Annotated in this window: 13 protein-coding genes; 6 read left to right on the forward strand and 7 right to left on the reverse strand. The window is 69.6% G+C overall.

The annotated features are described in order from the left end of the window. Positions 1 to 132: 132 nt before the first annotated feature. The 3 genes from ACFOSH_RS27525 to ACFOSH_RS27535 are packed head-to-tail and all read right to left on the reverse strand — an operon-like array spanning position 133 to position 3,003. Positions 133 to 1,008, reverse strand: a complete 876-nt coding sequence (locus tag ACFOSH_RS27525) for a VOC family protein (protein WP_378241965.1) — start codon at positions 1,006 to 1,008, stop codon at positions 133 to 135. Further along, positions 1,001 to 1,519, reverse strand: a complete 519-nt coding sequence (locus ACFOSH_RS27530) for an RNA polymerase sigma factor (protein ID WP_378241966.1) — start codon at positions 1,517 to 1,519, stop codon at positions 1,001 to 1,003. The genes ACFOSH_RS27525 and ACFOSH_RS27530 overlap by 8 nt, the downstream gene beginning before the upstream one ends. A gap of 53 nt (positions 1,520 to 1,572) precedes the next feature. Further along, positions 1,573 to 3,003: an MFS transporter gene (locus ACFOSH_RS27535; protein WP_378241967.1), complete on the reverse strand. Its 1,431-nt coding sequence runs from the start codon at positions 3,001 to 3,003 to the stop codon at positions 1,573 to 1,575. A gap of 108 nt (positions 3,004 to 3,111) precedes the next feature. On the opposite strand from ACFOSH_RS27535, the gene ACFOSH_RS27540 reads away from it, so the two are divergent. The 6 genes from ACFOSH_RS27540 (at position 3,112) to ACFOSH_RS27565 (ending at position 8,199) form a co-directional block, all read left to right on the forward strand. Further along, the gene (locus tag ACFOSH_RS27540; RefSeq protein WP_378241968.1) at positions 3,112 to 3,945 is read left to right on the forward strand and encodes a helix-turn-helix transcriptional regulator; all 834 of its coding nucleotides are present in this window, start codon (positions 3,112 to 3,114) and stop codon (positions 3,943 to 3,945) included. 63 nt (positions 3,946 to 4,008) lie between these two features. Further along, positions 4,009 to 4,857 (forward strand): hypothetical protein, encoded by an 849-nt coding sequence (locus ACFOSH_RS27545; protein WP_378241969.1) that lies wholly within the window; start codon positions 4,009 to 4,011, stop codon positions 4,855 to 4,857. Between the two features lie 58 nt (positions 4,858 to 4,915). Beyond that, on the forward strand, positions 4,916 to 6,040 hold the full coding sequence (locus ACFOSH_RS27550; RefSeq protein WP_378241970.1) for a sensor histidine kinase: 1,125 nt from the start codon (positions 4,916 to 4,918) through the stop codon (positions 6,038 to 6,040). Further along, positions 6,037 to 6,705: a response regulator gene (locus tag ACFOSH_RS27555; protein WP_378241971.1), complete on the forward strand. Its 669-nt coding sequence runs from the start codon at positions 6,037 to 6,039 to the stop codon at positions 6,703 to 6,705. Before ACFOSH_RS27550 ends, ACFOSH_RS27555 begins: the two co-directional genes overlap by 4 nt. A 586-nt stretch (positions 6,706 to 7,291) precedes the next feature. Beyond that, the gene (locus ACFOSH_RS27560) at positions 7,292 to 7,462 is read left to right on the forward strand and encodes a hypothetical protein (RefSeq protein ID WP_378241972.1); all 171 of its coding nucleotides are present in this window, start codon (positions 7,292 to 7,294) and stop codon (positions 7,460 to 7,462) included. Further along, the gene (locus tag ACFOSH_RS27565; RefSeq protein ID WP_378241973.1) at positions 7,462 to 8,199 is read left to right on the forward strand and encodes a Crp/Fnr family transcriptional regulator; all 738 of its coding nucleotides are present in this window, start codon (positions 7,462 to 7,464) and stop codon (positions 8,197 to 8,199) included. The genes ACFOSH_RS27560 and ACFOSH_RS27565 overlap by 1 nt, the downstream gene beginning before the upstream one ends. Before the next feature lie 349 nt (positions 8,200 to 8,548). Here ACFOSH_RS27565 and ACFOSH_RS27570 read toward each other — a convergent pair whose 3' ends face one another. Genes ACFOSH_RS27570 through ACFOSH_RS27585 form a run of 4 tightly spaced genes read right to left on the reverse strand, consistent with a single transcriptional unit; the run spans position 8,549 to position 14,088 of the window. Further along, positions 8,549 to 10,318, reverse strand: coding sequence for a glycosyltransferase family protein (locus ACFOSH_RS27570; RefSeq protein WP_378241974.1), 1,770 nt, complete (start codon positions 10,316 to 10,318; stop codon positions 8,549 to 8,551). Beyond that, positions 10,315 to 10,854 (reverse strand): hypothetical protein, encoded by a 540-nt coding sequence (locus ACFOSH_RS27575; protein ID WP_378241975.1) that lies wholly within the window; start codon positions 10,852 to 10,854, stop codon positions 10,315 to 10,317. Before ACFOSH_RS27575 ends, ACFOSH_RS27570 begins: the two co-directional genes overlap by 4 nt. Continuing rightward, complete coding sequence (locus ACFOSH_RS27580) at positions 10,847 to 12,748, reverse strand: glycosyltransferase family 4 protein (protein ID WP_378241976.1); 1,902 nt, start codon at positions 12,746 to 12,748, stop codon at positions 10,847 to 10,849. The genes ACFOSH_RS27575 and ACFOSH_RS27580 overlap by 8 nt, the downstream gene beginning before the upstream one ends. After that, positions 12,745 to 14,088: a methyltransferase gene (locus ACFOSH_RS27585; RefSeq protein WP_378241977.1), complete on the reverse strand. Its 1,344-nt coding sequence runs from the start codon at positions 14,086 to 14,088 to the stop codon at positions 12,745 to 12,747. Before ACFOSH_RS27585 ends, ACFOSH_RS27580 begins: the two co-directional genes overlap by 4 nt.

Here is a 14,088-nt window from a genome sequence, read left to right on the forward strand (position 1 = left end):
CACGCGTCACGCCCACAATGGAACGCTACCTCACGCCCCGTTACAATCAGCAACAACACCACCACGGCCAGACCCGCAACCCGCTAAGTAAGTGGCATTGCCCCGGGACGGGTGGGGGGTGGGGACAGTGACTCAAGAGCGCGGCTGTTCCCAAAGCCAGAATTCGATGCCCTGGTCGTCCACGCAGTCGGCGCTCAGGCCGTAGGGCTGTTGTTCGGTTTCGCCGGTCTGGCCGCCCTGGGCGCGGACGCGGTCGAGGGCGGCGGCGAGATCGTCGACGGCGTACATGACCTTCCAGCCCACCTGCCGCCCCGGGCCACCCCAGAGCCCGCCCTGCAGGCCGGAACCTTCGACACCCCAACCGCCTTCGACCCGCCCCGGCGAGAACTGCCAGCCCAGAACGGCGCCGTAGAACGCCTTCGCGCGCGCGTCGTCCGGGACCTGGAAGGTGAAGTAGCCCGCTTCGCCGTGCCGGACAGGCGTTGCTTCCGGAACAGCAGAAGGCGCCGCCTGCGCGACAAGCCACCGCTGGCCGTAGGGGTCCTTGATCGCCCCGCTCAGCCCATATCCCGTGTCCGAGACGGGACGTTCCAGTTCCCCGCCCAGTTCCACCGCCCGCCGCGCCGACGCGTGCGCGTCCGCGACCTCGATCCGGATCAGCGGACCACCGGCCGGCGCCACGACGTTCCCGAGTTCCGGGAATTCCTCCGCGAGCATCAGCACGCTGTCCCCGATGGCCAGTTCCGCGTGTCCGACCCGGCCGTCCTCCATCACGATCGGATCGGACCGCCGCCGGGCCCCGAACACCTCGACATAGAAATCGAGCGCGGCGCGGGCATCCGTCACCACGAGATACGGCGTCAAGGAACGTACTTCGGCGTCGAGTGGCATAGCGGAAACTCCGTTCAGGACGGCGCGACGCAGGTTGTCGCGCAGTTCGGCGGCGAAGAGCAGGTCAGGCTCGACAGGCTGCGAGGGCCCGCGAAGCGCGTCGAATGGATCAGACATCGCGACCCTCCTTCTCCTGGTAAGCACGCCGGAACGCGGCACGGGCCCGCACGAGAAGCGCCTCCGTGGCGTGCACCGTGCGCTCGAGATGGGCGGCGACCTCCGGCACCGGAAGGCCATCGACGTAGCGAAGCGTCAACGCGGCTTGATGATGCGCCCCCAGCGACGCGAGCACCTCGCGGGCCAGCAGGGCGTCCAGCCGCTCGTCCCACGGATCGGTGTACTCCTCCTCGTGGACGAGCCGCAGCCCGCGTTCCTCCCGTTCCTTGCGCCGCCAGTGATCGGCGAGCTTGTGCCGGGCGACGCCGATCAGCCACCCGGTACTCACCGGAGGGGCGAACTCCTTACGGCAGGCCCTCACCGCGCCGAGGAACGTCTCCGAAGTCAGTTCCTCGGCGAGGGTGCGATCCCCGCACCGGGACAGCAGGTACCCGTAGACCTCCGGCAACGCCGTCTCGTACAGCGACAGCAGCGCGAAGGCCGGGTCCCGGTGCACCCGTGGTTCCGTCACATCCCCATCGTCGCTCGGGGCGCCACAACTCCGACGGGTGAAAACGAACTTTCTCAGACCCGCGGATCCGGCAGCCGCCGCGCCACCGTGATGACGCCGATCGTCAGCACCGCCTGGATCCCGATGACCAGCACGAACGCGCCCTTCATCCCGAGCGAACCCGCCCCGACGGAAGCGAACAAAGTCCCGAGCGTCGCCACTCCCAGCGCCATCGCGGCCTGCTGCGACGTCGTCAGCATCCCGCTGCCGACCCCGGCGATCTCCGGCGGCACCTTCGACAGCACGATCCGGAACACCGTCGTCATCGCGAGTCCCTGACCGAGACCGCACAGCAGCATCCCCGGCGCGAAGTCGAGCACCCCGATCTCCGGCCACTCCAGCAGCACGGTGCCGACCAGCACCAGCAGTCCGAGCAGCTGGATCGACAGCCCGGCGGCCACCACCCGCTGCCCGAACCGCGTCACCAGACGGCTGCTGACCAGGCACATCACGAAGAACGCGAGCGAAAGCGGCGCCGTCACCAGGCCGGAGTCCAGCGGACCGAGGTGCAGACCGTCCTGCAACGTCACCGCGAACACGAACATGAACGCGCTGAACCCGACGAAGAACGGCACCCCGACCAGCAGCCCCTGCCGCACACTCGGCATCCGCATCACCGACGGCGGCAGCAGCGGAACCCCGCCTTGGCGTTCCATCCGGCGTTCGACGTGGACGAACCCGGCGGCGGCGAACGGGAACACCACGAGCAGCGCGATCGTCCACAGTGGCCAGCCCAGCACCGGGCCCTCCGCGAGCGGGAGCAGCAGCGACACCAGGGCGATCGCCAGGAGGACCGTGCCCGGACGGTCGACGCCGATCGGGTTCCGCGAACGGCTCTCCGGGACCAGCTTCCTGGCGACAACCAGGCCCACGATCCCGACGGGAACGTTGATCAGGAAGATCGGCCGCCAGCCCGTACCCCACAGATCGGCGGCGACCAGTGCCCCGCCGAGGAATTGGCCGAGCACCATCGAGAGCCCGGCTGTCGCGCCGTAGAACCCCAGCGCCTTGGCCCTGCGTTCACCGGTCGTGGTCGCCTGGATGATCGACAGCACCTGCGGCAGCATCAGCGCGGCCGCCGCCCCCTGTGCGGCCCTCGCCAGTACCAGCGTCAACGCCGTCGGCGCGATCCCGCAGAGCAGGGAGGTGACGGTGAACGAGGCCAGCCCGATCAAGAACAGCTTGCGGCGGCCGAAGGCGTCGCCGAGCCGTCCCCCGACGACGAGCAGCACGGCGTAGGCGATCCCGTAGGCGGCGACCACCAGTTCCAAGGTGGCCGAAGAGGTCCGAAGGTCGGAACTGATCGCGGGCAAGGCGATGTTGACGATGAAGAAATCGATCAGGGGGAGTGCCGTCCCCAGCAGCACGGTGAACAGGCCCGCGGAAGTCAGGGCCGGTCCGGCGGTGACGCGGGCAGGCGTCACCGGAACTTGCGTCGAAGTCATGGATACCACGATCGACCGATTTCCACCCTGGTACCAGGAGTGTGTTTATCCTGGTACCACCAGTACCTGGTAACCGGCTTCGAGCTTTGCGAACCTGATGAGGTGACCATGACCGTCGATTCGCGAGTGGCCGACGTGCGACGGCACGAACTGGCCGTCTTCCTGCGCAGCCGCCGTGAACGCATCACCCCGGACCAGGTCGGCCTGCCGATCAGCGGCAGGCGCCGCACCCCCGGCTTGCGCCGCGAGGAGGTCGCGCAGCTGGCCGGGGTCGGGGTCACCTGGTACACGTGGCTCGAACAGGGCCGCGACATCAACGCGTCCGAGCAGGTGCTGGACGCGATCTCCCGCACGCTGCGGCTCGACCCGTACGAGCACACGCACCTGTTCACTCTCGCCGGCGCCCCCGAGCCGCCGCTGGAGAAGGACTGCAAGCTCCTCAGCGACAACGTCCACCGGATGATGGCGAAACTGGAGCCGTTCCCGGTCTGCGTGCGTAACGCGCGCTGCGACATCCTCGCCTACAACCGGGCCTACGACTGGCTGATGGGCGGCCTCGACGCGATCCCGTTCGAAGACCGCAACACCATGATCCAGTGCCTGACCAACCCCGAGTGGCGGCGAAGGCTCCCGGACTGGGAACTCAACCTGCCCCGCGTGGTCGCCGGCTTCCGCGCGGCCATGGCCGAACACCTCGCCGAACCGGCGTGGAAGAACCTGGTCAAGCGGCTGCTGCAGGAATCCGACGTCTTCGAGCGGATGTGGAAGGAACACGACGTCTCCACCGAACGGATCGTGCTCAAGCGGTACCTGCACCCGGACGTCGGCCTGCTGCGATTCGAGTTCTCGTACCTGTACCTCGGGCGGCGTTCCGAGATCTCCCTGGCGACGCTGACCCCGGCGGACGAGGAAACCGCGGCGAAACTGCCCAGCTCCTTCTGACGGGGGAGGCGGACCAGGCTCGCGAGGGAGTCTTTCCGTCGTGTGAACGCCGACGCTGGGAGCATGACCGCAGCACTTTCCACCCCCAAGATCTCCAGCTCCCGGCTGATCGTCTGCTACACCGCGATACTGGGCACGCTCCCGTACCTGACCCTCAAGGCCTCCTGGGTCACGGGTGGCGACCTCGGCCTCCGCGATCCGTCCTTTGTGGACTCCAAGCTGATGCTCTTCGCGAACCTGCTCACCGGCGGGATGGACGTCGTCGCGGTGGTGCTCGCGCTGGCGTTCACCTACTCCTGGGGCCGCCGGATCCCCGCGCCGCTCGTGCTCTTCCCGATCTGGATCGGCACCGGACTGCTCGCGCCGATCGTGCTGAACCTCCCGGTGATCGTCGCCGACCTGGCGAAACCGCAGCTGGCCGAGATGCCGCTGGAGAACTGGGTCTGGGCCGTCGTCTACGGCGGCTTCGCCTGGCAGGGTGTCCTGCTGCTGACCGCTTTCGTGCTCTACGCCCGCGACCGCTGGTGGTTCGTCGTCACCGGCACCGTGCGACCGGGGACGATCGGCCTCGCGGGCAAGCTCGGCATCGCCGCCGCGCTCGTTTCCGCGATCGGCCACTCGATCTGGGCCTTCGGTTCCGGCGGCATGTCCGCCCGCGGCCAAGACGTCGTGATCGCCCTGCTCAGCCTGCTCGCCGCGGGCGCGCTCGCCACTGTGTCACGGGGGAGGTTCTGGCCGCGGCTGGTGCTGGTGTGGACCGGCGCCGGAGCGATGGCGGGCTCGGGAGCTTGGGCCCTGTTCAGCGCGTTCACCATGGGATACGCCGATCGTGCCCCGGTGCTGGCCGTGCAGGTGATCGGTGGGGTCCTGATGATGACGTCGATCCTGCGGCGGCTACCGCACGCGGCGTAGCCGGGAAGCCGCTTTTCAACGGACGCGGGACGCCTCCACCCCGGGTAGCTTTCGTCCTGTGCTGCTGAAAGAACGGTATCCGTGGAGCCCCTGGGTGGGCCGCGTGCTGCGCGTGGTGCTGCCGCTGGGGTTCGTCCTCGGGACCACGAGCAGCGCTTCCCGCTGGCAGCCGGACGTGCCGCCGCTGACCACGTTCGGCGCCCTCTGGCTGGTCGCGACCGCGCTGCCGCTGCTGGTGGTCCACCGCTTCCCGATGCCGATCTTCCTGCTCACCTCCGTGCTGACGGTGGGCTACTACGCGTCCGGCAATCCGGCCGGGCCGGCGATCGTGCTGCCGACCATCGCGTTGTTCATGCTCACCAAGATCCGCGGGCCGATCGTCGCGAGTATCACCGGCGGAGCGCTGCTCCTGGCCGCCGGCATCGTGCTGTTCGTCCGGCACGGGTTCGGCACCTTCGACGTCCGCGCCGGGCTGGGTGTCGTCTGGGTGATCGCGGTCGTCGGGATCGGGACGGCGGTGCGCAACGGGATGGCCGCCGCGCGGGCCCGCCGCGAGCAGGCCGAAGAGCACCGGCACCGGATGGCCGAACAGGAGCGGCTCACCATCGCCCGCGAGGTCCACGACGTCGTCGCGCACAGTCTCGCGATGATCAACGTCCAGGCCGGGGTCGCCGCACACGTCGCGGACAGGCGTCCGGAGCAGGCGAAAGAGGCGTTGCTGAACATCAAGGAGGCGAGCGCTTCGGCGCTGAAGGACCTTCGCGCGACGTTGGCCGTGTTGCGCTCCGGGGAGGACAAGGCGCCCGCGCCGAGCCTCGCCCAGGCCGACGAGCTGTTCGAGCACGCGCGGGCCGCCGGGCTGGAGGTCCGCGTGGATGGCGAACCGGGGGAGCTGCCCGCCCCGGTCGACGGCGCCGCGTACCGGATCCTGCAGGAATCGCTGACGAACGTGGTCCGCCACGCGCACCAGGCACGCGGCGTCGACGTCAGGTTCGAACGGAAAACCGGTGCGCTGACCCTGCTCGTCCGCGACGATGGCCGTGGCGCCGTCGAGCCCGCGCCCGGCCACGGGCTGCGCGGGATGTCCGAACGGGCCGCCGCGCTGGGCGGCGCGCTCACGACGTCCGTGGTGGACGGCGGCTTCCAGGTCCGCGTGGACTTGCCGATCGAGGGGGAACTGTGACGATCCGGGTGGTTCTCGCCGACGACCAGGCGCTCGTGCGCGCCGGGTTCCGGGTGTTGCTGGAGACCGAGGACGGCTTCGAGGTCTGCGCCGAGGCGGGCGACGGTGACCAGGCCGTCGCGGCCGCCGCCGAGCACAAGCCGGACATCGTCGTGATGGACATCCGGATGCCCGGGGTCGACGGGCTCGAAGCGACGCGGCGGATCACCGCGAACCCGGAGCTGGCCGGGGTGAAGGTCCTCGTCCTGACCACCTTCGACGTCGACGAGTACGTCTACGAGGCGTTGAGGGCCGGCGCGAGCGGATTCCTGCTGAAGGACACCGAGCCGGTCGAGCTGCTGCGGGCGCTGAAGGTGGTCGCCGCGGGCGAGGCGCTGCTGGCGCCGACCGTGACCCGGCGGCTGATCGCGGAATTCGTCGACAGGCCGGAGAACCGTCGCATCGACGTCAGTGCCGTCCGCGAGATCACCGACCGCGAACGCGAGGTCCTCGGCCTGGTCGCCGGCGGGATGTCGAACGACGAGATCGCCGCGCATCTGGTGATCTCGACGGCCACCGCGCGCACCCACGTCAGCCGCATCATGACCAAGATCGGGGCGCGCGACCGGGCGCAGCTGGTGGTGCTGGCCTACGAATCCGGCCTGGTCAGCCCTCGCCGGGGTTGACCGGCCCCTTTACCGCGCGAATCGGCCGTGAGGTTCCCCCAAAAAGCTGAGATTTCCGAAAAAACCTTGCTGGTCACGGGGAGTCGTCAAGCCTGACACAACGTTGACGCTCCGTTAATCCAGTTAAGTGCACGTGCAGATGCACGTCCCGGGCGGGGTCGAGCGGACGGCCGACCGGACTGCCGTCGCCGTCTCATCTTCGTCTCCACCAGGACTCTGGCTGAGTGCTCGCCGGATTCCGGGAGGCGATTCGAAATCATACGCGCGTACTGCTAACTCTGATTTCCTGACGACTCCAGGAGTGTCGCATCGAATCTTGTCTCGCCTTCGTACACGGTGCGTGATTATCCGCTCGTCGACCGCGCGGAATAGTCGTCACTTTCCGTCGCGAAATGGATCCCCGGACAGGGGTGGCGAAGGCCGACTTGCTTTCTAGCAATGCCACTGAGCACTAGTCTTCGGCTGAACGGCGAGTGGTGGCGTCACCTACCTGACGTGATTCTCACCCGGCTGGGCAAGAATCGGCGCGCTTTTCTTCTCTCACTGGGAGTCACTATTGACGGCAAAGACATCTGATCCTCTTCTGGTGATCACCGCGGGCGTCGTCGTTCTCGCCTACATCGTTTTCGCCGCGATCCTCACCCGGCTCATGCTCGCCGGAAAGGTCGCCCAGCCGGCGAAGGTCATCGGGTCGGTCGCGGCGCTCGTGGCAGGGCTCCCGGCGATCCTCTACGCGTTCGCGGAGGTGGTCGGCTGATGGGCGGGGACTTCCTGGCCGCGGTCACCGAACGGCAGCGCCAGCGGCTGCTCGACCTGGGCAAACACGTGGACCACGCGGCGGGCACGACACTGCTCAACCAGGGCGATCCGTCGCCACCGGTGCTGATCCTGCGGTCCGGCTTCGTGAAAGCACAGCGCGCGGCCCAGGGCGGCACACCGCCGACGATCGTGGACCTGTTCGGCGCCGGTGACCTCCTCGGCGTCGAAGACTGCCTGGCCAGGCGGTCGAGCCACCTCTCGTACCTCGCCACGAAACCGGTTCGCGCGTTGGAGATCCCGCAGAACGCCTTCCGTGGTTTCCTCGACGAAGACAAGCAGGCGATGGCCTTGATCGCCGTGGACCTGGCCAGCCGGGTGCGGCTGCGGAACGTCGCGCTGGGTTTCGCGACGGCCAAGGTCCGGAGCAGGCTGACCGCGTACCTGACCAGGTTGCAGGCGCTCTACGGGGTTCCCGGTGACGGCGGCGTCGGCGGTGTCGTCATCGACGTGGGGCTGAACCACACGGACATCGCCTCGGCGATCGGCGCTTCGGCCGCGTCGGTCAACGCGGAGATGTCGAAACTGAAGAACGAGGGCTATTTGACCACCGGCTACAAGACGATTCACGTGAAGAAGCGTTTGCGCGAGGACGGCCCTCCGCTTTCCCCGGCCCCCGCGGCCCGGCCGCGGCGGATTCCGCAGATGCGGATCGGACGGCGTATCGCGATGGGGTGAACGGGGCTTTCCCCGCGAAATCCGCGAGGAAAGCCCCGTTCCCCTCATTCACTGCGCCGCGGGGTGCGCAAAACGGGGTCAGCCGCGCTTCAGCTGAAGGGCGAGCCGTATGACGAACACGACGGCCAGCGCGGCGACCAGGACGATTTCCCAGGCCATGCTGTTCCTCCTCGTCCGGCATCGGGACGTTCCGATGCTCTGCTCCTAAGGCGCATCACCGGGGGAGGTCGTTCACCGACACGGCCCAACTCACACTTTCGGACTAACGCCACGCCCACTCCCCATGCGATGAAAGGTCCTTTCCTTGCCAAATTTGCAAGGAAAGGACCTTTCATCGCGCTTGAGGGAGCTACAGAGCGCTGCCGACCGCCGCCCACACCCGATGCGGGTCGAGGTCCATCGGCCGCGAGTCCGGATCCGGCCGCAGCCGCCGCAGCAGCACCTGCTGCACCAGCGTCGTCGGCCGGTCCGCCGAGGCCACCCGCAGCCAGAACAGGTGATCCTCCAGGCCCTCGAACAGCACCTCGGAGTTCCACCCGCCGAACTCGTCGACCAGTGACCGCCGCACCAGATAGCCGCTGCCCAGGTACGGCAGCTTCCGCAGGCGCCGCTCCTCCGGCGGCAGCGCGCCGACCAGGCCGTCCACCGGATCCGCGACGGGGCAGTGCACGACGTCGGCGCCCTCCGCAGCGGCCAGCAGGCGCTCCAGCAGGAACTCCGAAGCGCGCATCCCGCCGTCGAGCACCAGCAGCCAGGGCGCCGTCGAGCGCTCCAGCAGCGAGTTCCGGGTGAGCCCGCGGCCGAGCGGGGTGTCGTGCAGCAGGACGTCGTACGGCCGAGGACGCGGCCACGGGTGCACGCCGTCCTCACCGACGAGCACCTTCCGCGGCGTCACACTGCCGGTGAGCAGGTCGTTCGCGAGATCGTCCGGGTCGACCTCGCCGGTCCGGCGCACGATCAGCACGTCGACGTCGGCAGAGCCCACCGGCGAAGCCGCAGCCGGTTCCCAGCGCCGCGTGGCGACCCGTCGCGCACCGGCCGCGCGCTGCGCGATCCGCGCCGACAACGCCGTCCCGCGTGCCGAAGCCGGACCGCCCGCGGACCTGTCGCCCGCGAACCGCGCGTCGAACGACGGGGTGTCGACGGCCAGCGCGTTCTCGGGGTTGCGCAGGCTCGTCGCCAGCGCCCGCGCCGGGGCGATGTCCGCCGCCGGTGCCGAACCCAGCGAAGCCGCCAGGTCGATCAGCCGCCGCGCGGACGCCGTCATGTCCAGCGACTTCACGAAACCGTAGGCGGCCGAACGCAGGTGCCGTTCGCGTTCGGGCTCGTCGGCCAGCGCGGCGACGACCGAACCCAGCGCCTCCGGCCGCGCGAGGACCAGATGCTCGCCGGGGATCAGCGGTTCGACGTCGATGGACGTCTCACTGACCACCACACAGCCGTTGGTCATCGCTTCGAGCGTGCGCACCCACTCCAGGGTCTGCTTCCGCTCGCGGTGCAGGTTCAGCAGGAACCGCGACCGCGCGAGGTGCTCGAACTTCGCCTTGCCCGGCAGGAAGTCGGCGCGGGCGGCGGTCATCGGCTCGTGCGGCGGGGTCAGCAGCCGCGTCCGCAGCCCGGCGAGGTCCCGCGCGTATGAACCGAGCAGCACCGAACGCCGCCGCTCGGCCGTGCCGAGGTAGGTGACGTCGAGGTCGCGCGGACTGTCGAGGTCGCCGCCCCACAGGTCCCACAGCGGGCTGTAGCCGAGCTGGAACTGCTCGACGGCGATCCCGCGCCGCCGCAGTTCGGCGGTCGAATCGGCGTTGAGGTCGACGGCGCCGCCCAGGATGGAAAGCAGTTCGGCGTTGCGTTCGAAGGTCGCCGTCCCGGGATGCTCCACACAGAACCCGATGGTGCGGCGGCACTGTTCGGCGGTCGGGAAGTCACCGTCCGGGGCGGTCACGAAGTATTCGTGGGGGACGACGACGTACACCGTGTCGCGTCCGGCGTCCGGGTACTTGCCGATCGCGGTCCTTGCCTTGCCGCCCGCCGTGCGCACGGCGTCGGCGACCACCTCCAGGAGCTCCTCCATGAAGGCGGAACCGCCCTCGGCGGAGACGAAGCAGAGTTCGGTCACGGCCTGTCCATCTTCTTCCGCACGACCCGCAGCGGCGCGGTGACCCGCCAGCTGACGGTGCGGCGCGTGGCGTCGAGTTCCCTGGCCATCTCGGCGGCGAGACGTTCGGCGTTGAGCAGGCGCTGCCGATCGGCCGACGGTTCGCCGCCGGGCAGGACGTCCGCGTCGACGACACCCGCCGACACCACGAGTTCGGCGTCGAGCAGCGCGAGCCGCAGCTTGTCCCGCTCCTCGCGGCAGGTCTTCAGCTCCGCGCGCAGCGAGTCACGCTGCTGGTGGGCGAGCAGGACCTCGGTCTCCAGCGCCTGCAGACGCGCCTTCGCGACATCGAGTTCTTCCTGCTGCGAAGTGAGCTTCTGGTTCACGGCGGCGGACTCGCCTTCGTTCGGCGCGGCCGCGGCGGCCTCGCGCAGTTCGTGCTCGGTGTCGGCCAGCTTGGCCTTCAGCCGGTCCTGTTCGGCGGTGAAAACCTGCCGCTCGGCCCGGAGCCGGGTCAGCTCGGCCTGGACACGGCCGGGAATGTCGGTGTCAGACATGAACGCCCCCACTCAGTTCGGTCAGGATTTCGGAGTACTCACGCGCGTAGCCCGCCGGGTCGAGCCACGGCAGCAGCTTCTCGTGCGCGGCCTTCGCCATCTCACGGCGGCGTGTGGCCGACGTGCCCAGCGCGCGCAGCAACGCCGCCGTCAGCGCGTCGACGTCGTTGGTCTCGAACAGCCAGCCCGTCTCGCCGTCGACGATCATCTCCCGCGCGCCGAACACGTCTGTCGCCGCGACAGGGACACCACAGCAGACGGCTTCGAGGATCGACCGCGGCAGCGACTCGATGTCGGAGCTGTTCACGAAGATGTCCGCGGCCTGCAGCCAGCGCAGCGGATCCGGCTGGATCGGCACCAGGCTGACCGACTCCTCCAGCCCGGCGCGCTCGACGGACTCCTCCATCGCCAGCCCGTACGGCGACGGGTGCAGGCCGACGACGGACAGTTTCGCCTCGGGGTGGATCTTGTGGATCCGCTCCATCGCCGAGATCAGCGGCGCCTGCCCCTTGCGGGCTTCCGCGATGCCGATGTTGACCAGCACGATGTCGTCCGGCGAGTAGCCGAGCATGTTCCGCGCCTGCCGCCGGGTCTCCGACCGCGTCCGGCCGCCGAACTTGTGCATCGGCGTGCCGTAGCGGACCGTCCGGCAGCGCTCCGGCTTGCTGTACGGGAGGAACATCTCGCGCGTCGCGTCCGCGACGAACAGCAGCCTGTCGACCTCGCCGAGCGTGCTCTCCCAGCGCTTCCACACCGCGGCGGGCGGTTTCACCGGGCCCCAGTTCTGGTAGGCGAACGCGGGCAGCGAGAAGCTCTCATGGATGACCCACGCCGTCGGCATCCCGGCCCGCTTCGCCGCGTCCGCGCCGACGAAGCCGCCGAGAGTGTTGACGAGCGCGACGCCCGCTCCGGAGCACTTCGCGAAGCGCGCCAGCTCGGCGACGTGGCCCTCATAAGCGGGCACTGTCTGGTTCCGGTAGTGCGTCGTGACGTGCACGGGGATGCCGAGTTCGTGGCAGTCCGCGCGCAGCGGGCCGTCGGTTTCGCTGACCAGGCTGACCTGCCAGCCGTGGTCGGTCACCATCCGGCTCAGCAGTTCCTGCAGCCACAGCTGCCCGCCGCCGACGCCGAGGCTGTGCGTGAACACCAGCACGTGCTTCGGATCGGTCGGGATGTCGACGCGCGCCATCGCGCGGGCGGTGTCACCGGCCAGTTCGTCGGCGAGTTCGGCGTCGTCCAGGTCCGCGACAGGGTTGCGAAGCGTGAAAGTGCGCTTCGCCGACACGACCTCGCCGACGCCTTCGGTGCGGTACCGGACGCGAAGCGACAGCGTCCGCTCTTCGCCGTACGGGAGGTCGACAGGCACCCAGGCCTCGAAGCCGCTCACCGCGGCGTCGTCGAATCCGGGGAATTCCTGCGGCACGTCCTTACGAGGCAAGCGGGTGCGTGCGCTGACCGTGCCGCCGCCCTCGACCATGACCTCGATCAGGCTCGGCGCGCGGCCCTGAAGCATCGCCCAACCCGTCACGTAGACGACGTGCCCTTCGGAGACCTTGCCCTGCTTCGGCGCTTCGAGTTCGCCCAGCCACAGCGGTTCTTCACCCGGAAGTGTTCCGACGTGGACGGTCGCCTGGTTCAGCACGCGCTCGTCCGGGCCGGTGACGACGATGTCCTGGACGCCCGCGGGAACCCAGGTGGCCGGGACCGCACGCCAGCCGAAAGTGCCTTCGGGAGCGCCCGGGCACGGCTCGGGGAACAGGTTCGCCTCGACGTCCGCGACGGTCACGGACATCTCGTCGATCCGGCTGATCCCGGTCGTCCAGCCCCGGAGCTCGAACAGGTGCCCGACCGGCCGGTCCGGGGTCAGGATGCCGGCGGTATGCAGGCTCGTCATCGCTTCGCTACCTCGTCTTCGTTCGCCGCCACACCGGCGCCGGCCTTCGTTGAACGGTACTCGTGGACGGTTCTCGCCAGGCGTTTTCGCCAGATTTCGGCGATCGACCCGCGTACCTCGTCCGTGCCGTGCTCGGTGCCGCACGAACCGATCGTCGAGAAGGCGACTTCACGCTCCAGTGCACCGTCCACAAAGGAAGGATGGAGGCCGATCAGCACGCCGAGCCAGCCCGCCAGGTCGCGCATCGAGCCACCGTCCGCCGCCGCGGGCCAGCCCGCGTCGGCGAGTTTGTCGGCCAGCACGAGCACCCCGCGCTCGACCACTTCGGACACTCCGGCGCCCGCGTTCCGCCACTCCAGGTCGATCGGGCGCAGCGTCGCGCCGTCGACGAGGACGTTGTGCGGCACCAGATCCCACAGCGCCTCGACCCCGCGCGCGGCCTCCTCGCGGACGAGATCCCGCCATCCGGTGAGCAGTTCCGCGACCCGCTCCGGCTCGTCGAGCAGGACTTCGACCATCGTCGGGGCGTCGTACACCTTGTCCGCGCACGGTCCGACCGAGATCCCGGCGACCGGCGGCGACGGGACCAGCGGCACGCGGCGGACCTCGGCACCCTCCCCGGTGCGGACGACGTCGGCGCGCGTACAGGCGAACGCGGCGCGCTCGGCGGTGTTGAAGTAGGTCGCGAGCCGGTACGGGGGCCAGAGCGCGGCGGCGCCGGGACCGCAGAGCAGGGCGAGGCCGTTCGCGGGACCGCCCGCGATCGCGGCGGACAGCCGGGGCAGTTCGGTGTCGATCCGCGCGCCGCGCACCGCGCGGGCGACCTCGTGACCGGGGGAACAGAGCAGCTCACGCTGCACTTCGAGACCCGCTGCGGCGAGCGTCCCGGCGACACCGCGCGAAGCCGTCAGCACCACGACGGCACCCGTCGGCGACAGCCGCTCGCGAACCCAGTCCAGTAGGTTCCGCGTCGCGTACGGCTGCTGGACGACGACGAGGTCGTAGGTCTCGACGACCAGCTTGTCGTGCACCGTCACGGTGCCGAGGCCGCGGGTGCGGAACCGCACCGCGGCGGCGCGGACCGGGTCGGCCTCGACGGCGTGCACCGTCGCCGCGACCTCGCCCAGGTACCGCGTCAGCCCACCGAAACCGGCACCGACCTCCAGGACCCGCGGCGCCTTCGGCAGCACGAGCGCCCGGAGGACGTTCGCGGCGCCGTGATCGAGCGGATCACGCTCGGTGGCGTCCCGGCCGGCGAAGTGCAGTTCGTCGGACAACGAACCGGTGTCCTCGGCCAGGGAGAGCAGGGTCGTGAGCAGCCGGGCGTTCGCGGCGGTCAT

The organism is Amycolatopsis speibonae, assembly GCF_042647925.1.
In the GTDB taxonomy this organism is placed as follows: Bacteria; Actinomycetota; Actinomycetes; order Mycobacteriales; family Pseudonocardiaceae; genus Amycolatopsis; species Amycolatopsis speibonae.